Raw genomic sequence first — 20661 nt, 5'->3', positions numbered from 1 at the left:
CACGTTCATTTCTGAACTGTCAAAGTTATAGGGTCAAGCCTCACGGGCAATTAGTACTGGTTAGCTTAACGCATTACTGCGCTTCCACACCCAGCCTATCAACGTCCTGGTCTCGAACGACCCTTCAGGGGGCTCTAGGCCCCGGCAAGACTCATCTTGAGACGAGTTTCCCGCTTAGATGCTTTCAGCGGTTATCTCTTCCGCACTTAGCTACTCGGCGATGCCACTGGCGTGACAACCGATACACCAGAGGTGCGTCCACTCCGGTCCTCTCGTACTAGGAGCAGGCTCTCTCAATCTTGCAGCGCCCACGGAAGATAGGGACCAAACTGTCTCACGACGTTTTAAACCCAGCTCACGTACCTCTTTAAATGGCGAACAGCCATACCCTTGGGACCGGCTACAGCCCCAGGATGAGATGAGCCGACATCGAGGTGCCAAACACCGCCGTCGATATGAACTCTTGGGCGGTATCAGCCTGTTATCCCCAGAGTACCTTTTATCCGTTGAGCGATGGCCCTTCCATACAGAACCACCGGATCACTTTGTCCTACTTTCGTACCTGCTCGACTTGTCAGTCTCGCAGTCAAGCACGCTTATGCCAATGCACTATCAACACGATTTCCGACCGTATTTAGCGTACCTTCGAACTCCTCCGTTACACTTTGGGAGGAGACCGCCCCAGTCAAACTGCCCACCATACACTGTCCCCAATCCCGATAAGGGACCAAGGTTAGAACCTCAAACACACCAGGGTGGTATTTCAACGTTGGCTCCATGAGAACTAGCGTCCTCACTTCAAAGCCTCCCACCTATCCTACACAGATCTGTTCAAAGTCCAATGTAAAGCTACAGTAAAGGTTCATGGGGTCTTTCCGTCTTTCCGCGGGGAGATTGCATCATCACAAACATTTCAACTTCGCTGAGTCTCTGGAGGAGACAGTGTGGCCATCATTACTCCATTCGTGCAGGTCGGAACTTACCCGACAAGGAATTTCGCTACCTTAGGACCGTTATAGTTACGGCCGCCGTTTACTGGGACTTCAGTCAAGAGCTTGCACCCCATCATTTAATCTTCCAGCACCGGGCAGGAGTCACACCCTATACGTCGACTTTCGTCTTTGCAGAGTGCTGTGTTTTTAATAAACAGTTGCAGCCACCGATTCTCTGCGACCCCATTCGGCTCCGAGAGTAAATCTCTTCACCTAATAGAGGCACACCTTCTTCCGAAGTTACGGTGTCAATTTGCCGAGTTCCTTCTCCAGAGTTCTCTCAAGCGCCTTAGAATACTCATCTCGCGCACCAGTGTCGGTTTGCGGTACGGTCAATCTGTAACTGAAGCTTAGTGGCTTTTCTTGGAAGCAGGGTATCACTCACTTCAAGTGCAAGCACTCTCGTTATCACGCCTCATCTTAGCCCCCCGGATTTGCCTAAGGGGCATGACTACACGCTTGAACCAACACTTCCAACCGTTGGCTGAGCTAACCTTCTCCGTCCCCACATCGCATTACAGATCGGTACAGGAATATTTACCTGTTTCCCATCAGCTACGCATCTCTGCCTCGCCTTAGGGGCCGACTCACCCTACGCCGATGAACGTTGCGTAGGAAACCTTGCGCTTTCGGCGAGGGGGCTTTTCACCCCCTTTAACGCTACTCATGTCAGCATTCGCACTTCTGATACCTCCAGCAGGCTTCACAACCCACCTTCACAGGCTTACAGAACGCTCTCCTACCACGTGCAATAAATTGCACATCCGCAGCTTCGGTAACTGGCTTAGCCCCGTTACATCTTCCGCGCAGGACGACTCGATCAGTGAGCTATTACGCTTTCTTTAAATGATGGCTGCTTCTAAGCCAACATCCTGACTGTTTTAGCCTTCCCACTTCGTTTCCCACTTAGCCAATTTTGGGGACCTTAGCTGGCGGTCTGGGTTGTTTCCCTCTTGAGTCCGGACGTTAGCACCCGGTGCTCTGTCTCCCAAGCTGTACTCATCGGTATTCGGAGTTTGCAATGGTTTGGTAAGTCGCCATGACCCCCTAGCCATAACAGTGCTCTACCCCCGATGGTAATACTTGAGGCACTACCTAAATAGTTTTCGGAGAGAACCAGCTATTTCCAAGTTTGTTTAGCCTTTCACCCCTATCCACAGCTCATCCGCTAATTTTGCAACATTAGTCGGTTCGGACCTCCAGCACCTGTTACGGTACCTTCATCCTGGCCATGGATAGATCACTTGGTTTCGGGTCTACACCCAGCGACTAATTCGCCCTATTCGGACTCGATTTCTCTACGGCTTCCCTATTCGGTTAACCTCGCCACTGAATGTAAGTCGCTGACCCATTATACAAAAGGTACGCAGTCACCTTGCGGCTCCTACTTTTTGTATGCATACGGTTTCAGGATCTATTTCACTCCCCTCCCGGGGTTCTTTTCGCCTTTCCCTCACGGTACTAGTTCACTATCGGTCGATTACGAGTATTTAGCCTTGGAGGATGGTCCCCCCATATTCAGACAGGATTACACGTGTCCCGCCCTACTTGTCTTACGCTTAGTTCCACACCGCAGCATTTCTCATACGGGGCTATCACCCGCTATGGCCGGACTTTCCATTCCGTTCTGATATACACGATGCTAAAACGTAAAGGCTATTCCAATTTCGCTCGCCACTACTTTCGGAATCTCGGTTGATGTCTTTTCCTCGAGCTACTGAGATGTTTCAGTTCACCCGGTTCGCCACAATGACCTATGTATTCAGTCAGAGTTACCGCTCGCGCGGTGGGTTTCCCCATTCAGAAATCTCCGGATCAAAGCTAATTTGCCAGCTCCCCGAAGCTTATCGCAGGCTATCACGTCTTTCGTCGCCTGTAATCGCCTAGGCATCCACCATATGCACTTAGTCACTTGACCCTATAACTTTGACAGCGCTGACGGCACTGTCGGTCAAGAACTCGTACAGACCCCATTCATGAGTCCATACGTTATTGAGTATTTACGCGTTACGCCGTTCTTCATATCTAAACAATTTCTTGCTCAGTTGAAGTCTTGTGTTTGACGCAATCAAAATGTTGCCGACGGCACGGTGTCTAGTCCCCTTTACGAAGAGACTAAACTTTCCGTCGACAACGCTGATTCGACTCTACAAATTGTTAAAGAACAATGCCAATAAAAACTGGCAAACCACAACATCTTCTATAGACGCTCTGGTTTGCCAACTTCGAGTAAATACATGGTGGAGGATGACGGGATCGAACCGACGACCCCCTGCTTGCAAAGCAGGTGCTCTCCCAGCTGAGCTAATCCCCCGGGAATTAAATTCCGTGGTGGGTCTGGCTGGATTCGAACCAGCGACCCCCGCCTTATCAAGACGGTGCTCTAACCAACTGAGCTACAGACCCACGCGTTCTTCTCGCGTGCTCCTGAGCTCAGACGCTTACCTTAGAGGCCAGCTCGGCAGGCTCACGCTTTTTGTATTTACTCTTGCAGTTGTTACTACAGCCGATAAGTGTGGGCGCTTCAATCTGAGTGCATGTGGATCTCGCTCATGCTGAATTACAAGTAACTCAACCGTGGCTCGACCATTTCTAGAAAGGAGGTGATCCAGCCGCACCTTCCGATACGGCTACCTTGTTACGACTTCACCCCAGTCACGAACCCTGCCGTGGTAATCGCCCTCCTTGCGGTTAGGCTAACTACTTCTGGCAGAACCCGCTCCCATGGTGTGACGGGCGGTGTGTACAAGACCCGGGAACGTATTCACCGCGGCAAGCTGATCCGCGATTACTAGCGATTCCGACTTCACGCAGTCGAGTTGCAGACTACGATCCGGACTACGACCGGTTTTCTGGGATTAGCTCCCCCTCGCGGGTTGGCAGCCCTCTGTACCGGCCATTGTATGACGTGTGTAGCCCTACCCATAAGGGCCATGATGACCTGACGTCATCCCCACCTTCCTCCGGTTTGTCACCGGCAGTCTCATTAGAGTGCCCTTTCGTAGCAACTAATGACAAGGGTTGCGCTCGTTGCGGGACTTAACCCAACATCTCACGACACGAGCTGACGACGGCCATGCAGCACCTGTGTTCAGATTCTCTTTCGAGCACTCCCACATCTCTGCGGGATCTCTGACATGTCAAGGGTAGGTAAGGTTTTTCGCGTTGCATCGAATTAAACCACATCATCCACCGCTTGTGCGGGTCCCCGTCAATTCCTTTGAGTTTCAACCTTGCGGCCGTACTCCCCAGGCGGTCAACTTCACGCGTTAGCTTCGTTACTGAGAAGAAACCCTCCCAACAACCAGTTGACATCGTTTAGGGCGTGGACTACCAGGGTATCTAATCCTGTTTGCTCCCCACGCTTTCGTGCATGAGCGTCAGTACAGGTCCAGGGGATTGCCTTCGCCATCGGTGTTCCTCCGCATATCTACGCATTTCACTGCTACACGCGGAATTCCATCCCCCTCTACCGTACTCTAGCTATGCAGTCACAAAGGCAGTTCCCAGGTTGAGCCCGGGGATTTCACCTCTGTCTTGCATAACCGCCTGCGCACGCTTTACGCCCAGTAATTCCGATTAACGCTTGCACCCTACGTATTACCGCGGCTGCTGGCACGTAGTTAGCCGGTGCTTATTCTTCAGGTACCGTCATTAGGTCTCTGTATTAGAGAAACCCGTTTCTTCCCTGACAAAAGCGGTTTACAACCCGAAGGCCTTCTTCCCGCACGCGGCATGGCTGGATCAGACTTGCGTCCATTGTCCAAAATTCCCCACTGCTGCCTCCCGTAGGAGTCTGGGCCGTGTCTCAGTCCCAGTGTGGCTGGTCGTCCTCTCAGACCAGCTACAGATCGTCGCCTTGGTGGGCTTTTACCCCGCCAACTAGCTAATCTGATATCGGCCGCTCCAATTGCGCGAGGTCTTGCGATCCCCCGCTTTCACCCTCAGGTCTCATGCGGTATTAGCCACTCTTTCGAGTAGTTATCCCCCACAACTGGGCACGTTCCGATATATTACTCACCCGTTCGCCACTCGTCAGCTTAACCTGTTACCGTTCGACTTGCATGTGTAAGGCATGCCGCCAGCGTTCAATCTGAGCCAGGATCAAACTCTACAGTTCGATCTTGCTTTTTACTCAACGGAATCGACTAAAACCATTTGCATGATTCCAATCTTAATTTCCGTGAGCGTTTAAAGTCTAAGAGACTTGGCTGCAGTCACCTGCAACCAGCACTCATCTTCAAACGCCCACGCTTATCGGCTGTGAATTATTAAAGAGCTCAAGCAACTCCGGCATCAGCCTTCGTTAACTTATTCGCCACCGACTTGACGTCAGCAGCACAGAAGCGAGATTATGACCTATTTTCTTCAAACCGGTCAAGCGTTTTAAAAACTTCTTTCGATATGTTTTTCAACGCCCTCACTTCACACTACAAAACTGAATTCTCATTCAGTGCTGTCTCGTTGCCGAAACAAACTTCCCTGTAGCGAAGCCCTCTACTGTAGCACAGGAATTTTGAGGGTCGCAAGACAATCCGCAGATGAAGGCAAAGAAATGGCAGGCCGTGTCCGACGCCATGCGCGCGCAGCCTTGGGAACAATTCCGGGCAGCTAAGCGCGAAGCGCGGGGCCACCCCATCTCTCTTAGTGCTTTAAAGATGTGGGCCTTTGAAGGCTGAACGCCAACTCGGCATCACGCTGAGGATCGTCACTGGTGAGCAAATCAGGCAGAACGCGCGCAAGACGGCTGGCGTCTGCCCGCAGCACGCGCTGCTTCACCGAGGGAATCTGCGAGGGGTGCATAGAGAAGCTGCGCAGACCCATGGCGAGCAATAGGTCAGTGAACAGCGGGTCGCCAGCCATTTCACCGCAGACGCTGACCGACTTCCCGGCCGCGCGGGCCTGGCTGATGGAATGCGCCAGCAAATGCAGCACGGCCGGGTGCCACGGGTCGTACAAATGCGCCACCGCTTCGTCGGCGCGATCAATCGCCAAGGTGTACTGAATCAAATCATTGGTGCCGATGGACACGAAGTCGACATGCGGCAACAGCAGGGGCAACATGACGGCGGCGGCGGGAATCTCAATCATCACACCCAACTCAACCTTGGTGTAGGCGCGGCCAGCATCAGTCAATTGCTGCTGAACCTTCTTGAGTGCCTCCTGAATCTGCCGCACTTCACTCAGGTGGGCCACCATCGGGATCAACAAACGCACTTTGCCGAAAGCACTAGCCCGGTAAATGGCCCGCAACTGCTGGCGGAACATACTCGGCTCGGCCAAGCTCCAGCGAATCGCGCGCAAACCCATTGCGGGGTTAAGCACATGTTCGTGACGTAATTCACTGGCGCTCATGCGATCCAAGGGTTTGTCAGCCCCCACATCGACCGTGCGGATGGTGACCGGCATGCCGCGCATGGCCTCCACGGCGGCACGGTAGGCGAGGAATTGCTCTTCTTCGCTGGGCAACTCACCCCCGCGATTCATGAACAGAAACTCGCTGCGGAACAGGCCCACACCCGTGGCCCCCACCTCAACCGCCCCCACGGCGTCAGCGGGCAATTCGATATTCGCGTGCAACTCCACTTTTTCGCCATCCAAGGTCACCGCCGGGGTATGGCGCAGGCGGGCTAGACGCGCTCGCTCCAACTCGCTCTGGCGTTGGCGGAAGCGGTACTCCTCCAGCATGATGGGAGAAGGGTTGACGATCACGGCGCCAGCATCACCGTCAATGATGACCCAATCGTCCTGGCGAATCAGGCGCGACGCTTCGCGGGTGCCGACGATGGCCGGAATATCCATGCTGCGCGCCACGATGGCGGTATGCGAGGTGCGGCCGCCGATGTCGGTGATGAAGCCATGGAACACACTACGCTTGAACTGCATCATGTCCGCCGGCGCGATATCAGCGGCCACCAGCAGCAAAGGATCCTCACCGGCGAAATCTCGCTGCACCACGCTGGCCGCATCCGTCGGTGCCTGACCTTGCTCGCGCGCCAAAGCGCTCAAAACCCGTTCAACCACCTGCTCCAAGTCGGCCTTGCGTTCGCGCAGATAGTCATCTTCCATCTCGTCGAACTGACGCGCCAAGACTTCCAGCTGCGCGGACAAAGCCCATTCGGCGTTGTAGTGCCGCTCGATGATCCACTGCCGGGTTGCGCCCACCAAGGCCTCGTCGTGCAAAAGCATCAGGTGCACATCGAGCAGCGCTGCCAGCTCATGAGGCGCATCGGCGGGCAGGTCCTGCTTGAGCGCCTCCAGCTCCTGCGCCACTTCGTCGCGGCCCCGCATGGCGCGCTTGATCTCGGCCTCGACCTGATCGTCGGCAATGAAATAGTGGGCAACGTCCATGCGACTGGACGTGACCAAAACGGCGCGGCCAATGGCCACACCACGCGAAACCGGAATGCCAAAGACCTGAAAGCTCATGGCTTGACTTTAGCAGCCGGCGGCGCCAATTCACCTCGTCATTGAATCGTCATTCCTGAGTCACGCCGGCGTCACCCGTAACGCCGAGCATGGCTGGGCTTGCAACGACTTGAATGAGGCTACCCATGCGGGATCTTCCCCTGCCGACTCTCCCCTTCTCCGACCTGAGGCCCAAGCCGCAGAAGTTGGCCGAGCAGCATTCACATGCGCGGCAGCAGCCCCACTCCCCGCTGGCGCCGATTGAGCTGGACAGCAAGCGCGCCGCGCCAGCCCGCTTGGACGTGAGTTGGGCGCGCAGCGAGGACGAAGTCCGCGAAGCCCAGGCCCTGCGCTACCAAGTCTTTGCCGAAGAAATGGGCGCACGCCTGTGCGTGCCCAAGGGCGCACCGCCCAAGCTGGACATCGACACCTTCGACGCCTTTTGCGAACACCTGCTGGTGCGCGAAGTACGCGGCGACGGCCGCAAAGGCAAGGTCATCGGCACCTACCGCGTGCTGACCCCGGCGGCCGCCAAGCGCGCCGGCGGCCTCTACAGCGAGACCGAGTTCGACCTGACCCGTCTGCGCAGCCTGCGTGAACGCATGGTGGAGCTGGGCCGCTCCTGCATCCACCCCGACCATCGCTCCGGCGGCGCCATCATGGTGTTGTGGGGCGCCCTGGCGGAATTCATGCTGCGCAATGAACTCGACACCATGATCGGCTGCGCCAGCGTCAGCATGCGCGACGGCGGCCACTTCGCCGCCAGCTTGTGGAAACAGCTCGAAAAAACCCATTTGGCCGGCATCGAATGGCAAGTCAGGCCGCGTTTGCCGCTGCCGGTGGATGACCTGCGCCAAGACCTCGTGGTGGAAGCGCCGCCGCTGATCAAGGGCTATCTGCGCTGCGGCGCGCGCATCCTCGGCGCACCCGCCTGGGATCCGGACTTCAACACCGCCGACCTGCCGATGATGATGCGCATCCAGGATCTGCCGGCGCGCTACCGGCGCCACTTCATCGAATAAGGGGCCGGGCTTCGCCGCAGCGAAGCCTCAGGTTTACTGGCCTTCGCCGAACTTGTCGTTGACCAGGGCGGTCAGGGCGTCGTGCGCAGCCTGCTCGTCCGGCCCTTCGGTTTCCAGTTCAACCTGTGAACCAAGGCCGGCGGCCAACATCATCACGCCCATGATACTTTTGGCGTTGACGCGTCGGCTGTTGCGGCTCATGAAGACTTCGCACTGAAAAGAGCCGGCCAGCTTGGTCAGCTTGGCGGAGGCGCGGGCATGCAGCCCGAGCTTGTTGCTGATGGTCAAAGTCGATTTGATCATTATTGAAATTCAGGGCTCGGAAGAAGAACTCAACACAGTTTGACCGCATTGCATGATGCCCGCCACACCGCCATCAACGGCGCGCTTGGCCAGCACATCCAAGGGCTCACGGGCGTAGCACAGCGAGCGCCACAACATCGGCGCATTGACACCGCAAACCACCCGGACCGAATCACCCGCCAGGCGCAAAGCGGCATTGTGCGGCGAGGCGCCAAACACGTCCGTCAGCACCAGGCATTGCTCATGACCCGCCGCCAACAACAAGGCGCGCGCCTGCGCTTCGATGGCTTCCACCGACTGATCCGGCGTCACATCCAAGACCGCCAACTGCGGCGCGCATTGCGGAAAGGTATGTTCGGCCACCGCTTTGAGGGCGGAGGCCAAGGGCGCATGGGCAATCACAAGAAGTCCGGGCATGGCTTCATTATCAGTGCGGAACGCAGATGGACTTCATTGAGCCCCACCCAACTTGAGGGCCGCAAGAAAAGTCTGCCAGCCCGCGGCATCCGGCTTGGGCGATAACAGCATGGCTTGATAGACCAGCTGGCCGCGCGTGAACACCGCCACCTGGGCGGATTGATTGGCGCCAAGCAGGGTTTGCATCTGCGCCTCGGGGTTGGGCGTCATGCCCGCCACCTGCACCGGCAGCAGCTCGCCGGGCTTGGCCGCCAGCTTGGTGGCCAGGCTTTCGCGCATCTGCCGCAAGGCCGGGGCCACTTGGGCAGGATCAGCCACCTCGGCCCACGACAGCGAAAAGCTCGCGCCGCCGGCCTTGCATTGCGCCAGCCCCATGCGGCCGGGCGCATGGGCGCCGCCGGCCGGCCGGCTGAGCAGTTCCGGCTTGCAGGGGAATAAGGCCTGCGCGTCCGAACCTTCAGGCCTGACTTCGCGCCAGTCCAGGGTAGGTGCACAGGCGCCGAGCAGGGTGGCGGCAACAGCGGCGAAGCCAAAGGCAACAAAGGTGCGAGCGCTTTTCATGCGGGCATTATGGGAGCGGCGGCCGCCAAACCCTGACGCACAATTCAAGCCATGCCAAACAAGCCTAGCTTTCCCTCCGCCGCCCCGGCATTGCCCGCCATGTCACTGGCCGGCGTGCGGGTGCTGGACCTCTCCCGAGTGTTGGCCGGCCCCTGGTGCACGCAAACCCTGGCCGACCTGGGGGCCGATGTGATCAAGGTCGAACGACCCGGCAGCGGCGACGACACTCGCGCCTGGGGCCCGCCCTATCTGAAAAATGCCGAAGGCGCCGACACCAGCGAGGCCGCCTACTACCTGGGCGCCAACCGCAACAAGCGCTCCATCGCCATCGACATCGCCACGCCCGAGGGCCAAGCTTTGATCCGCCAACTGGCGGCTGGCGTGGACGTGCTGGTGGAGAACTTCAAGGTTGGCGATCTGGCGCGTTACGGCCTGGACGCGCAAAGCCTACAGGCCGCGAACCCTGGCCTGGTGGTCTGCTCCATCACCGGCTTTGGCCAGAGTGGGCCTTACCAAGACCGTGCCGGCTACGACTACGCCATTCAAGGCATGGGCGGCCTGATGAGCGTCACCGGCGAGCGCGATGACTTGCCCGGAGGCGGGCCGCAAAAGGTCGGCGTCGCCGTGGCGGACCTGTTCACCGGGCTTTACGCCACCGTGGCCATCCTCGCGGCGCTGCGCCACCGCGACGCCACCGGCCAAGGCCAAACCATCGACATGGCCTTGCTGGACACGCAACTGGCCATGCTGGCCAATTTGGGCAGCAACTATCTGTGCACCGGCAAGGCACCGGGCCGCATGGGCAATGCGCACCAGAACATCGTGCCCTATCAAGTGTTTGAAGCGGCCGACGGGCATGTCATCGTCGCCGTGGGCAATGACAATCAATTCGCCAAGTTCTGCGACATTCTGGAGCAGCCAGCATGGGCGCAAGACCCTCGCTTCGCCAGCAATGCCGCCCGGGTGCGCCACCGCGAACTCCTGGTGCCACCGATCGCCGCCGTCATCAAAACCCAGCCTCGGCAACACTGGTTGTCGGCCATGGAGGCGGCCAAAGTGCCTTGCGGCCCCATCAACAACTTGGCCGAAGCCTTTGCCGACCCGCATGTGCAGGCGCGCGAGATGACGGTGGCCATGCCCCATCCTTTGAGCGAGCAGCTGCGCCTGGTGGCCAGCCCGATCAAGCTATCGGCCACGCCGGTGCGCTATCGCCATGCGCCGCCCCTGCTGGGCCAGCACAGCCACGAATTGCTGCGCGAAGCCGGCTTGGATGAAGGGCAAATCCAGGCCCTGCTGGCCGCCAAGGTCGTTGCCTGAGCCAGCGGGAATTGGCAAATTTCCCTGGTTTTCGTTAAAACTTACTCGTTTTGCCGCTAACCGGCAGGCATTATCAGGAATTCCCCCGGATCGGGGGATAGACGCTAGCAAGCCTGGCCCCGACCATCAGCGCCGCTGTGGGCACTCCACGAAAAGCCCAAAACCTCTACAAAGGTCTACCCGCAGATTGCACGACCCATGGTCACCAACTCCACTTCCCCTCACTCCGCGAACGCCGGCACCGCTGCCGCGAACGACGTCGCCAGCGCGCCTGACCATGCGCAATGGGGTGAGATCGTGCAATTGCTGGGCGCCGAGATCGCCGGCCCGCTGAGTTCCGCGCTGGAGCGCATCCACAGCCTGGTGAGCACCGGCCAGATCGACCGCCAAAGCCTGCGCGCCCTGCGCGACAGCGTTTCGCAAGCGCGTGAAGCCGGCATGGTGGGCCAGCAACTGGCTCGGCTGGCCTCGGGCCGCTTGCGCCTGTCGCGTGAACGCCTGCACCTGACGCAAATCCTGCGCGGCGTGCTGACCCAGCGCAGCCGTGAAACCCAGGCACGCGGCATCCAGATCCGCCAGTCACTCAAGCCCATCGAAGTGATGGCCGACGGCTCGCTGCTGTTTTCGCTGCTGAACGCCTTGATGGACTGGGCACTGGCCAATACCCACTCCTCCATCGACCTGCGCCTGGACCTCAGCTCCTGGCCGGCCAAGGCTCGCCTGGTCTGCCGCTTTGCGCATCGCTCGCTGGAGCTGCTCGATGCGCAGCAAGAATTCGAAACACCGGCGAACCTGAACGCCCTGGGCTGGCGCCTGGTGGAGCAAACCGCCCTGACCATGGGCGTGCTGCCCCTGCGCGAAGACGAAGCCGGCATCACCGTGCTGACGCTGGAATTCCCCCACACGGTGGGCGAAGAGCCCGGCATGTCGGACGTGGACCCCGAGGGCCGCGAGTCAATCTGGGAATCCAAACCATCGACCACCGCGGGCCGGCGCGACTACCAACCGTCCAGCAACTCCAAGCCCCTGGCCGGCAGCCATGTGCTGATCATTGCCCAGAGCCGCGATCTGCGCACGCAAATCCAGACCGCGATTCAACACATGGGCTTGATCGTCGATGTGGTCAGCAGCATGGACGAAGCCTCGGTGTTCTGCGCCGAGGGCCTGCCGCACGGCATCGTGTTCGAAAGCGCGCTGCGCGGGCCGGACTTCGACATGCTGTTCGAAGACATCATGCGCGAAGTGCCGATGTTCAGCTTTGTCGAGGTGATGGCCGAGTCGCACATGACCCAGCTGTCTACCGCCACCAGCGACGGCCTGGCTCGCATCTCACGCCAGCACCTGAGCGATGCCCTGCCCTCCGTGCTGCTGTTCGAACTCTCCAAAGAGTTCTGAGCCCCGCGCCCGCTAAACTGCGGGTATGAAGACCTCTCGATGGATCGCCCCCGCCCTGCTCCTGCTCGCCCTTGGCGCCGCAGGGCTTTGGGCCACGCTGGGCAGCAAGTATGAAAAAGCGCCGGCAGTCAGCTATGTGCTGCTGGACGGCGCCAAGTTCGATTCCAGCCAGTGGGCCGGCAAGGTCATGCTGGTGAACTTCTGGGCCACCAGTTGCACCACCTGCGTCAAAGAGATGCCCGAACTCATCGCCACGCATGAGAAGTTCAAGGCCAAGGGCTTTGACACTCTGGCGGTGGCAATGAGCTATGACGCCCCGGCCTTTGTGGCCAACTTTGCCGAGAGCCGCCGCCTGCCCTTCAGCGTGGCGATCGACAACACCGGCGAGATTGCCAAACAGTTCGGCAAGGTGCAGCTCACGCCCACCACCTTCTTGATCAATAAGCGCGGCGAGATCGTCAAACGCTATGTCGGCGAACCGGATTTCGCGGCCCTGCACGGCTTGGTAGAAAAGCTGCTGGCCGAGAGCTGAGCGCTTGCGCGCCTTTGCGGCGCCGAAATAGAACAAGCCGCTGAAGTCCCCGACTTCAGCGGCTTGTTTGCTTCTGAGCAGCGCCAAAAAGGCGCCGGCTGCCTGCTGCCTGCTTACTTGCTTGCGGCGGCGTCAATCGCCTGCGTGGCCTGCTCCGCCTGATGGTCGGCGTGATAGCTGGAGCGCACCATGGCACCCACGGCGGCGTGGCTGAAGCCCATCTTGTAAGCCTCGGCCTCGAACATCTTGAAGGTATCCGGGTGCACATAACGGCGCACCGGCAGATGGTGGCCGCTGGGGGCCAGGTATTGCCCCAGCGTCAGCATGTCCACATTGTGGGCACGCATATCGCGCATGACCTGCAGGATCTCTTCGTCGGTTTCGCCCAAGCCGACCATGATGCCGCTCTTGGTCGGCACGCCCGGCACTTCGTCCTTGAAGCGCTTGAGCAGATCGAGGCTGAACTGATAGTCGGAGCCCGGGCGCGCTTCCTTGTACAGGCGCGGCGCGGTTTCCAGATTGTGGTTCATCACGTCCGGCGGCGCGGCACGCAAGATGTCCAGGGCGCGATCGGCGCGGCCGCGGAAATCGGGCGTTAGGATTTCAATCTGGGTGCTGGGGCTGAGTTCGCGAACCTTTTGGATGCACTCGGCGAAATGGCCGGCGCCGCCGTCGCGCAGATCGTCGCGGTCCACGCTGGTGATCACCACATACTTGAGCTTGAGCGCTGCGATGGTCTTGGCCAGGTTCAGTGGCTCGTCCACATCCAGCGGATCGGGTCGGCCATGGCCCACATCGCAGAAGGGGCAGCGGCGGGTGCACTTATCACCCATGATCATGAAGGTGGCCGTGCCCTTGCCGAAGCATTCGCCGATATTCGGGCAGGAGGCTTCCTCGCACACCGTGTGCAGCTTGTGCTCGCGCAGGATTTGCTTGATTTCGTAGAAGCGGGTCGAGGGCGAACCGGCCTTGACGCGAATCCAGTCCGGCTTCTTCAGCATTTCGCCAACCGGCACGATCTTGATCGGGATGCGCGCGGTCTTGGCTTGCGCCTTTTGCTTGGCGCTGGCGTCATAGGCCTCGCCGGTCTTGAGTTCGTGGGTGGTGTTGTCGCTAGCCATTACTGCTTCTTTCGTCAGCTCTTGTGGAGCCCCATTCTTGATTCAGTTTTGCAGCTGCGCGCTGAGGCGCTCGCCAAAGCGCTGGGCCACCGTGGGCCAGTCCGCAAAGACGCCAAGTGTAACGAGGTCCACCGTGGCCAGCCCCGCGTAGCCGCAGGGGTTGATGCCGGCGAAGGGCTTCAGGTCCATGGCCACATTGAGCGCCACCCCGTGATAGGTGCAATGGCGGCTGACCTTGATGCCCAAAGCCGCCACCTTGCCCAGGCCCTGAAAAGGCTGCAAGGGGTCGACCGGCCCGCTCAGCGCCGCATGGGCGCCGGGCTCATCCAAGCGCACATAAATGCCCGGCGCGCCACTGACCCGGTGGCCGGTAAGGCCAAAGCCGCTCAGCGTCTGAATCACCGCCGATTCCAGGCGAAACACATACTCGCGCACAAAGTAGCCGGCGCGCTGCAGATTGATCAGCGGGTAGGCCACCACCTGGCCGGGGCCGTGATAGGTCACCTGGCCGCCGCGATTGGTTTGCACCACCGGGATGCCCTGGGCATCCAGCACATGGTCAGCCTTGCCGGCCAGGCCTTGGGTGTAGGTGGGCGGATGCTCGCACAGCCAGATCTCGTCCGGCGTGTCGGGGCCGCGAGCCTCGGTGAAGTCGCGCATGGCGGCGACGGTGGTCTCGTAGTCGACCAGGCCCAGTGTTTTCACAAGAATCATGGCGGAATGTTAGCGCCAGCCTGTAAGACCCCAGAACCCCGGGCCGACTCAGCTTGAACTAGGCTTGTCAGCCTGGCACCTTGGCAACCGAAAAGGATCTCTTATGCGCGGACCCCTCATCATCGTCACCGCCCTGCTGCTGGGTCTTGCACCGCTGCGCTCTTGGGCCGCAGAAGGCGCCAGCAGCGCCTTGGATCAAGCCCTGGCCGCCTATGAAGCCGGCGATGTGAAGGCCGCAGCCCGCGGCTTCAAAACACTATCCAGCCGCAAGCAACTGCCCTTGGCCGATTACAACCTGGCCATGCTGCACATCCGTGGCGAGCTGCCACGCAATGACCTGAGTCAGGCGCAGCGGCTGTTGAAACGCGCGGCGGCCAACGGTCTGCTGCGCGCCGAATTGGCTTTGGGCACGTTTTACGAGCAAGGCCTGCAATCCGCGACGGGCCGGCCCGATTTGCTGCAAGCCCATCACTGGTACGGCCTGGCGGCCAAGCATGGCAGCAGCGAGGCCCAAGTTGCCCTGGGCACGGCCTACTACCTGGGCCGCGGCGTGGCCACCGACATGGCCCAAGCGGCGCATTGGTTCCGCGCTGCAGCCAATCAAGGTGATGAGGGTGCGCAGTACTTGCTGGCCTCGATGTACGAAGCAGGCCTGGGCCTGACGCAAGACCTGCGCTTGGCGCGCTACTGGTACGAGGCCGCCGCGCACAACGGCGACGTGGCCGCACCCTACAAGGTGAAGGAAATCGATCAGCGCCTGCAGGCGCCGGACCTCACAGCACCACTTTGACCATGGGGTGGGTGGTCAAGGTGCGGTAGAGCTCGTCGAGTTGCTCGCGGCTGGTAGCCAAGACGGTGATGGTGACACCCAGATAGTTGCCGGCCTTGCTGGGCCGGGTCTCCACCGTGGCGGCGTCAAACTCGGGGTCGAAGTTCTTCGCCACCATCACCACCGCCTCGACAAAGCCCTCCACATGGGCGCCCATCACCTTGATGGGGAAACGCGAGGGGTATTCGATCAGCGATTGCTCGGGAGGAACGGGCTTCATGACGGAGACTTTTTCTAAATAGATTGAATGCGTTTGGCCGCTTGATAGGCCTCGAACAGTTTGGCATACACCGGGCCAGGCTTGCCGTGCAGCGCACCGTGGCCGACCGGCTGATGATCCAGGCGCGTGACAGCCAGCACTTCCTTGGTGGCCGAGCTGAGAATGATTTCATCCGCCGCCAAGACCTCGGCCTCGGTGATGGGGCGCTGGTTAAAGCCCAGGCCCGCTTCGGCGCAGAGCTCATGCAGCAACTCCATGCGCACGCCTTCAAGCACATGCTCGCTTTTGGGCGGGCCCAGCAAGGCGCCTTCTTTGACGATCCAGACATTCGAGGCCGAGGCCTCGGTGAGGAAGCCATCGCGGAACAGAATCGTCTCGGCGGCGCCCTCGTCAGCGGAAATCTGCCGGGCCAGCACATTGCCCAGCAACGAGATGCTTTTGATGTCGCCACGCTCCCAGCGGAAGTCGCGCGCGGTGATGCAGGCCACGCCGTGATGGCGCTCTTCCGGCGTCGGCCACTTGGCCGGGCTGCTGTAGGCAAACAAGGTCGGCGCCAAGTCCTGCGGCATCACATGGTTGCGCGGCGCCACACCTCGGGTAATTTGCAAATAAACCCACTGATCCGGCGCATCCACCTTAGAGATCAGCTTGCGCGCCAGCGCCAGCAGTTGCTCGCGCAGCATGGGGCTGCTCATGCGCAACTTGGCCAGGCTGCGTTCCAGCCGCTCCATATGCGCTTCGAAGCGGAAGATGCGCCCACCATAGACCGGCAGCAACTCGTACACGCCGTCGCCAAAGATGAAGCCCCGGTCCATCACCGAGACCTTGGCTTCGGCCAGCGGCGCGAACTCGCCGTTCAAGTAGCACATCACATCGGGCAGTCGGTTCATGCGTGATCCCTCAAAGCTGACGAACACCTCGAAGAACCGAGCTTACGCCCAAGTGCGCCGAAATTACTTGATCCAGAGGCGCAAAGAATCCCAGGCGCGACCCAAGATGCCGGCTTGCGGCACGGCGTCCAGCACCACCAGCGGCACTTCGGAGACGGCCACGCCAGCAGCAGTGGTGACCTTCACCGTGCCGACGCGCTGACCCTTGGTCAGCGGCGCCACCAGTGGGTCGGTGCGCTCAATCTTGGTCTGCAGCTTGGCGCCATCGCCACGCGGCACGGCCACAAACACGGCGCCCGCCGCGCCCAGCTTGGCTTCGGGCGCAGCGCCCTTCCAGACGGGCACGGTGGCAATGGCTTGATCCTTGTCGAACAAGCGCACCGCGTCGAAGCTGGTGTAACCCCAGTTCAGCAGCTTCTGGCTTTCATTGGCGCGGGCTTCCTTGGAGGCCGTGCCCATCACCACGCTGAGCAGGCGGCGCTTGCCATTGGGGAAGTCGCGCTGGGCGCTGGTCACCAGGCAGTAGCCTGCGGCGTCGGTGTAGCCGGTCTTCATGCCGTCCACGGTCGGGTCGCGGCGCAGCAGCAGATTGCGGTTTTCCTGGCGGATCTTGTTGAAGGTGAAATCCTTCTGCGAGTAGTAGCTGTAGTACTCGGGGAAGTCGCGAATCAGGTGCGAGGCGATCACCGACAGATCGCGTGCGCTGCTCTTGTGGCCGGGCTCGGTCATACCGGTGACGTTTTTGAATTCGGTGTTCTTCAGGCCCCAAGCCTGCACCTGGCGATTCATCATCGCCACGAACTGCTCGGTCGAACCGGCCACGCCCTCAGCCAACGCCACCGAGGCATCATTGCCGGACTGCACGATCATGCCCTTGAGCAGCTCTTCGACCTTGGGCGTCATCAAGGTGTCGATGAACATCAGCGAAGGGTCGCCCTTGCGTTCATCCCAGGCGCGCTTGGAGACGGGCAGGGTCTGCTCCAGCGTCAGCTTCTTGTCGCGCAGGGCGCCGAAGACGACGTAGGCGGTCATCAGCTTGGTCAGCGAAGCCGGGTCGTTCGGCTTGTCAGCGTCGTACTCGGTCAGCACGCGGTTGGCGGTCATGTCCAGCAGCAGATAGCTGCGTGCGGCCAGCTCGGGGGACTGCGGGGCTTGGGCCACGACGGTATGGCTGGCGAAAGCGGTGGCCGCGGCCACGCTGAAAACAATCAGTTGTTTCATGGGGAGGAGTCTCGAAATCAGTGAGGCAAGAATGCCGCTCGAATGTTCAGTTAGGCTGACCAGGCGCGCAGCACAATGCTCTTGAGCAGCGGCAGCTGCCCGTGGAAAAAATGACCCACACCGGGAACCACGGTGATGGGCAGGGATTGCGGGCGCGCCCAGTCCAGCACAGAGCTGAGCGGCACGACATCATCTTGTTCGCCGTGGATCACCAAGGTGTCAGCCGGCACGGCGGCTGTATCGAACCGGCTGGTGGCGGGGCCGACCAGCACCAGGCGCTGGGCGCGCTGCTCTTCAGGCAAGCGCAGCGCAGCCTGCGAGGCCACATAGCCACCGAAGGAAAAGCCGGCCAGCACCAGGGGCTCGCCCGGCGAACGCAGCGCCTGCAGCACGGCAAGGGCATCGTCGATCTCGCCGCGGCCTTCGTCCCAGCCGCCTTCGGACTTGCCGATGCCGCGGAAGTTGAAGCGCACGGTGCGCAGGCCCAGTTCGACAAAAGCGCGTGCCAGCGTCTGCACCACCTTGTTGTCCATGGTGCCGCCCTGGGTCGGGTTGGGGTGGCAGATCAGCGCCAGCCCTTTGGGCTCTTGCTCACCGACCGGGCGGTCGAGGGCGCATTCAATCGCTCCGGCGGGGCCGGCGATCACGATTTTCTGGGTACGCGGATTCACAGATCAGCGGCCGATGTTGTCGGGCAGGCGCAGGCGCTCAACCACCACGCCATTCTTCAGATGCTGCTCGACGATCTCGTCGATATCGCTGTTGTCCACAAAGCTGTACCAGACCGCTTCGGGGTAGACCACGGCCACCGGTCCACCGGCGCAGCGATCCAGGCAGCCGGCCTTGTTGACCCGCACCGCGCCCGGGCCGCCCAGGCCCAAATCGCGAACCCGCGCCTTGCAATGGTCAAAGCCCTGCTGCGCGCCATGCTGGGCGCAGCTGTTATCACCGTTCTCACGCTGATTCAGGCAAAAGAAGATGTGACGTTCAAAATAGCTCATGCGGTCTATTGTAGGCAGCCGCATCCTGCGGCCGCAGCCCTTCAGACCACACGTCGCCCAATCAAGGTCAGCAGCCAGGCGATTGCCGCAAAAGGCCAGACCCACCCGATCCACTGCGCCAGGCCGTAGAGGTTGATGAAGCGCCCCTGCTCCCAGGCTTGCTGGCTCAGGTGCAAATAGGGGCTGGTGGGCGCCTGGCTGATCAACCCGATCAGGGCGCACATCACCACCAGGCCCAAGGCCGCACACAAGCGCCGCGGCAGCAGCATGGCCAAAAGCGCCAGCAACATGGCCAAAGCCAGGCCCGGCCAGGTGGCCAGGGTCAGCCAGGCCCAGATATGCTGCGGCCCGAAATTCATCGCGGTGGACAGCGCGGTGGCGAACATGCCCAGCGCCAACGCGCCAAACACCAGCACCAGGCGGCGCCAACCGGGCCGCGCTACGGCCAGCGCCAGCAAGATCGGCGACAGCAAGCCCAGCGCAATCACCAGCGCCTCCAGGCCCGGCGGCAGGGCGCGGGCCATGTCCAGGGCGACATCGGTGTCGTCGGCCCATTGCACGGCCCAGGGCGTGTCGGCCAACAAACTCACCGCCAAGTTCTGCAGGCGCGGCAGCCATTGGCCCAAGCCTAGGGGTACGGCGGTGGGGAACAGCAAACCCACCGGCCACAAGGCCAGCAGCGCCAGCGCGCCGGCGCTGTGCGGCTGAAACCAGTACTCGCTCAGCTCATGCCAGCGCCGCAGGCCGCCAACAGCATGCAGCAGCGCGCCCAAGGCCACGCCGGCCCAGGCCCCGCCGACATTGAGCAGCCAGTCCAGCGAGGAAGGCACACGCCCGGGCAGGAAGTACTGCAAGCTCTCCAACGCAAAAGACAAGACCGGCGCGAGCAGCAGACCTAAGGCCAAACTGCCGCGCAAACCCCAGCCACTGCGCAGCGCCGCGGCAAAAGACAGCAGGCCCAGGGGCAGATAGCCCAGCGCATTGGCCTGCATGTCGAACGTGCCGAAATAGCGCGGCCAAGGCAGGCCGATCAGATCGGGCAGCGCCATGCCCGGCGGCCAGGTCCAGGGCCAGAACGGGTAAAGGCTGGCATAGACCACCAAGGCCAGATAGGCCAGCAGCAGCCAGGTGGCGGAACTTTGCCGGCGCACCATGGTTTGGGCGCTCAGAAGGGCTTGACCACCACCAAAACCACGATGGCGATGAAGAGCAGAACCGTGACTTCGTTGAAGACCCGGAACCAGCGATGGCTGCGCCGATTGCTGAGCGTTTCAAAGCTGCGCAAGATGCGCCCGCAAGCATGGTGGTAGCCGCCCACGGCCAGCACCAGCGCCAGCTTGGCATGCATCCAGCCATTACCCGGGCCACGGCCGATGCCGTAGTAAAGCCACAGCAGCAGGCCCAGGGCCAGGGCGGGCAACATCAGCAGCGTGCAAAAGCGATAGAGCTTGTGCGCCATCAACAGCAGGCGTTCGCGCTCGGCGTGGCTGTCTGTGGGCACCATGGCCAGGTTGACGAACAATCGTGGCAGATAAAACAAGCCGGCAAACCAGCTGGCCACGAAGACGATATGAAAGGCTTTGATCCAGAGCATGGCGCCATTATGCGGGGCGGGATCAACTGGGCTTGATCGAGCGGGCGGCCCATCGCGCCGGCAAAAGCGCGGGCAAAAAAAACCCCGGCTCAAGGCCGGGGTGAGAAAGCCCTATCGCTGTCAT

The 20661-nt window shown here is 60.5% G+C and carries 18 protein-coding genes, 2 tRNA genes and 2 rRNA genes; 5 read left to right on the top strand and 17 right to left on the bottom strand.

Going from position 1 to position 20661, the window contains the following annotated elements; genetic code table 11:
- Positions 1 to 29: 29 nt before the first annotated feature.
- The 5 genes from AT984_RS22180 to ptsP all read right to left on the bottom strand — a co-directional run bounded on the left by AT984_RS22180 (position 30) and on the right by ptsP (position 7421).
- A 23S ribosomal RNA gene (locus AT984_RS22180) occupies positions 30 to 2910 on the bottom strand.
- A gap of 320 nt (positions 2911 to 3230) precedes the next feature.
- Positions 3231 to 3306: transfer RNA gene (locus AT984_RS22175), tRNA-Ala, on the bottom strand.
- Positions 3307 to 3321: 15 nt separating this feature from the next.
- Positions 3322 to 3398, bottom strand: a tRNA-Ile gene (locus tag AT984_RS22170).
- Positions 3399 to 3588: 190 nt separating this feature from the next.
- Positions 3589 to 5112 (bottom strand): 16S ribosomal RNA (locus AT984_RS22165).
- The 16S and 23S rRNA genes sit together here with 2 tRNA genes alongside, the layout of an rRNA operon.
- Before the next feature lie 524 nt (positions 5113 to 5636).
- Positions 5637 to 7421, bottom strand: a complete 1785-nt coding sequence (ptsP, locus tag AT984_RS22160) for a phosphoenolpyruvate--protein phosphotransferase (protein ID WP_058721957.1) — start codon at positions 7419 to 7421, stop codon at positions 5637 to 5639.
- 125 nt (positions 7422 to 7546) lie between these two features.
- Between ptsP and AT984_RS22155 the strand changes: the two genes are divergently transcribed.
- Positions 7547 to 8422, top strand: a complete 876-nt coding sequence (locus AT984_RS22155; RefSeq protein ID WP_082680260.1) for a GNAT family N-acetyltransferase — start codon at positions 7547 to 7549, stop codon at positions 8420 to 8422.
- A gap of 33 nt (positions 8423 to 8455) precedes the next feature.
- On the opposite strand, the gene AT984_RS22150 is transcribed toward AT984_RS22155, so the two are convergent.
- The 3 genes from AT984_RS22150 to AT984_RS22140 are packed head-to-tail and all read right to left on the bottom strand — an operon-like array spanning position 8456 to position 9703.
- Positions 8456 to 8725: an HPr family phosphocarrier protein gene (locus tag AT984_RS22150; protein WP_058721956.1), complete on the bottom strand. Its 270-nt coding sequence runs from the start codon at positions 8723 to 8725 to the stop codon at positions 8456 to 8458.
- A gap of 9 nt (positions 8726 to 8734) precedes the next feature.
- Positions 8735 to 9142 carry a PTS sugar transporter subunit IIA gene (locus AT984_RS22145; protein WP_082680259.1) on the bottom strand — a complete coding sequence of 136 codons (408 nt, stop codon included), beginning with the start codon at positions 9140 to 9142 and terminating at the stop codon, positions 8735 to 8737.
- A gap of 33 nt (positions 9143 to 9175) precedes the next feature.
- Entirely contained in the window at positions 9176 to 9703 is a 528-nt protein-coding gene (locus AT984_RS22140; RefSeq protein WP_058721955.1) for a hypothetical protein, read from the bottom strand.
- A 51-nt stretch (positions 9704 to 9754) separates the two neighbouring features.
- Between AT984_RS22140 and AT984_RS22135 the strand changes: the two genes are divergently transcribed.
- The 3 genes from AT984_RS22135 to AT984_RS22125 all read left to right on the top strand — a co-directional run bounded on the left by AT984_RS22135 (position 9755) and on the right by AT984_RS22125 (position 12947).
- Entirely contained in the window at positions 9755 to 11020 is a 1266-nt protein-coding gene (locus AT984_RS22135) for a CaiB/BaiF CoA transferase family protein (RefSeq protein WP_082680258.1), read from the top strand.
- Positions 11021 to 11218: 198 nt separating this feature from the next.
- The gene (locus tag AT984_RS22130) at positions 11219 to 12415 is read left to right on the top strand and encodes a hypothetical protein (RefSeq protein WP_058721954.1); all 1197 of its coding nucleotides are present in this window, start codon (positions 11219 to 11221) and stop codon (positions 12413 to 12415) included.
- A 25-nt stretch (positions 12416 to 12440) separates the two neighbouring features.
- Positions 12441 to 12947: a TlpA disulfide reductase family protein gene (locus AT984_RS22125; protein WP_058721953.1), complete on the top strand. Its 507-nt coding sequence runs from the start codon at positions 12441 to 12443 to the stop codon at positions 12945 to 12947.
- Positions 12948 to 13060: 113 nt separating this feature from the next.
- Here the strand turns inward: AT984_RS22125 and lipA are convergent, their stop codons facing one another.
- Both lipA and lipB read right to left on the bottom strand, forming a co-directional pair.
- A complete protein-coding gene (gene lipA, locus AT984_RS22120; RefSeq protein ID WP_058721952.1) occupies positions 13061 to 14068 on the bottom strand; it encodes a lipoyl synthase in 1008 nt (335 codons plus the stop codon).
- A gap of 42 nt (positions 14069 to 14110) precedes the next feature.
- Positions 14111 to 14782 carry a lipoyl(octanoyl) transferase LipB gene (gene lipB / locus AT984_RS22115; protein ID WP_058721951.1) on the bottom strand — a complete coding sequence of 224 codons (672 nt, stop codon included), beginning with the start codon at positions 14780 to 14782 and terminating at the stop codon, positions 14111 to 14113.
- Between the two features lie 103 nt (positions 14783 to 14885).
- Between lipB and AT984_RS22110 the strand changes: the two genes are divergently transcribed.
- Positions 14886 to 15572: a tetratricopeptide repeat protein gene (locus AT984_RS22110; RefSeq protein WP_058721950.1), complete on the top strand. Its 687-nt coding sequence runs from the start codon at positions 14886 to 14888 to the stop codon at positions 15570 to 15572.
- Here AT984_RS22110 and AT984_RS22105 read toward each other — a convergent pair.
- The 7 genes from AT984_RS22105 to AT984_RS22075 form a co-directional block, all read right to left on the bottom strand.
- Complete coding sequence (locus AT984_RS22105) at positions 15556 to 15831, bottom strand: DUF493 family protein (RefSeq protein ID WP_058721949.1); 276 nt, start codon at positions 15829 to 15831, stop codon at positions 15556 to 15558. The genes AT984_RS22110 and AT984_RS22105 overlap by 17 nt on opposite strands.
- A 14-nt stretch (positions 15832 to 15845) precedes the next feature.
- Positions 15846 to 16721 (bottom strand): D-amino acid aminotransferase, encoded by an 876-nt coding sequence (locus AT984_RS22100; RefSeq protein ID WP_058721948.1) that lies wholly within the window; start codon positions 16719 to 16721, stop codon positions 15846 to 15848.
- Positions 16722 to 16784: 63 nt separating this feature from the next.
- Complete coding sequence (locus AT984_RS22095) at positions 16785 to 17942, bottom strand: D-alanyl-D-alanine carboxypeptidase family protein (protein ID WP_058721947.1); 1158 nt, start codon at positions 17940 to 17942, stop codon at positions 16785 to 16787.
- Between the two features lie 50 nt (positions 17943 to 17992).
- Positions 17993 to 18613 carry an alpha/beta hydrolase gene (locus tag AT984_RS22090; RefSeq protein WP_058721946.1) on the bottom strand — a complete coding sequence of 207 codons (621 nt, stop codon included), beginning with the start codon at positions 18611 to 18613 and terminating at the stop codon, positions 17993 to 17995.
- A gap of 3 nt (positions 18614 to 18616) precedes the next feature.
- Positions 18617 to 18943, bottom strand: a complete 327-nt coding sequence (locus AT984_RS22085; protein ID WP_058721945.1) for a (2Fe-2S) ferredoxin domain-containing protein — start codon at positions 18941 to 18943, stop codon at positions 18617 to 18619.
- Between the two features lie 41 nt (positions 18944 to 18984).
- Positions 18985 to 20097 (bottom strand): VanZ family protein, encoded by a 1113-nt coding sequence (locus tag AT984_RS22080; RefSeq protein WP_058721944.1) that lies wholly within the window; start codon positions 20095 to 20097, stop codon positions 18985 to 18987.
- 11 nt (positions 20098 to 20108) lie between these two features.
- Positions 20109 to 20537 carry a CopD family protein gene (locus AT984_RS22075; protein WP_058721943.1) on the bottom strand — a complete coding sequence of 143 codons (429 nt, stop codon included), beginning with the start codon at positions 20535 to 20537 and terminating at the stop codon, positions 20109 to 20111.
- Positions 20538 to 20661 lie beyond the last annotated feature (124 nt).

Source organism: Paucibacter sp. KCTC 42545, assembly GCF_001477625.1.
Lineage (GTDB): Bacteria > Pseudomonadota > Gammaproteobacteria > Burkholderiales > Burkholderiaceae_C > Paucibacter_A.
Note: the sequence above shows the minus strand (reverse complement) of the source record. Positions and strands in the feature narration are given on the sequence as shown.

Excerpts from the sequence above, each read along its gene's own strand:
- AT984_RS22080 (WP_058721944.1), bottom strand. The coding sequence starts at position 20,097 with ATGGTGCGCCGGCAAAGTTCCGCCACCTGGCTGCTGCTGGCCTATCTG.
- AT984_RS22140 (WP_058721955.1), bottom strand. The coding sequence starts at position 9,703 with ATGAAAAGCGCTCGCACCTTTGTTGCCTTTGGCTTCGCCGCTGTTGCC.
- lipB (WP_058721951.1), bottom strand. The coding sequence starts at position 14,782 with ATGATTCTTGTGAAAACACTGGGCCTGGTCGACTACGAGACCACCGTC.
- AT984_RS22085 (WP_058721945.1), bottom strand. The coding sequence starts at position 18,943 with ATGAGCTATTTTGAACGTCACATCTTCTTTTGCCTGAATCAGCGTGAG.
- AT984_RS22075 (WP_058721943.1), bottom strand. The coding sequence starts at position 20,537 with ATGCTCTGGATCAAAGCCTTTCATATCGTCTTCGTGGCCAGCTGGTTT.
- AT984_RS22130 (WP_058721954.1), top strand. The coding sequence starts at position 11,219 with ATGGTCACCAACTCCACTTCCCCTCACTCCGCGAACGCCGGCACCGCT.
- AT984_RS22150 (WP_058721956.1), bottom strand. The coding sequence starts at position 8,725 with ATGATCAAATCGACTTTGACCATCAGCAACAAGCTCGGGCTGCATGCC.
- AT984_RS22155 (WP_082680260.1), top strand. The coding sequence starts at position 7,547 with ATGCGGGATCTTCCCCTGCCGACTCTCCCCTTCTCCGACCTGAGGCCC.
- AT984_RS22135 (WP_082680258.1), top strand. The coding sequence starts at position 9,755 with ATGCCAAACAAGCCTAGCTTTCCCTCCGCCGCCCCGGCATTGCCCGCC.
- ptsP (WP_058721957.1), bottom strand. The coding sequence starts at position 7,421 with ATGAGCTTTCAGGTCTTTGGCATTCCGGTTTCGCGTGGTGTGGCCATT.
- AT984_RS22105 (WP_058721949.1), bottom strand. The coding sequence starts at position 15,831 with ATGAAGCCCGTTCCTCCCGAGCAATCGCTGATCGAATACCCCTCGCGT.
- AT984_RS22145 (WP_082680259.1), bottom strand. The coding sequence starts at position 9,142 with ATGCCCGGACTTCTTGTGATTGCCCATGCGCCCTTGGCCTCCGCCCTC.
- lipA (WP_058721952.1), bottom strand. The coding sequence starts at position 14,068 with ATGGCTAGCGACAACACCACCCACGAACTCAAGACCGGCGAGGCCTAT.
- AT984_RS22110 (WP_058721950.1), top strand. The coding sequence starts at position 14,886 with ATGCGCGGACCCCTCATCATCGTCACCGCCCTGCTGCTGGGTCTTGCA.
- AT984_RS22100 (WP_058721948.1), bottom strand. The coding sequence starts at position 16,721 with ATGAACCGACTGCCCGATGTGATGTGCTACTTGAACGGCGAGTTCGCG.
- AT984_RS22095 (WP_058721947.1), bottom strand. The coding sequence starts at position 17,942 with ATGAAACAACTGATTGTTTTCAGCGTGGCCGCGGCCACCGCTTTCGCC.
- AT984_RS22125 (WP_058721953.1), top strand. The coding sequence starts at position 12,441 with ATGAAGACCTCTCGATGGATCGCCCCCGCCCTGCTCCTGCTCGCCCTT.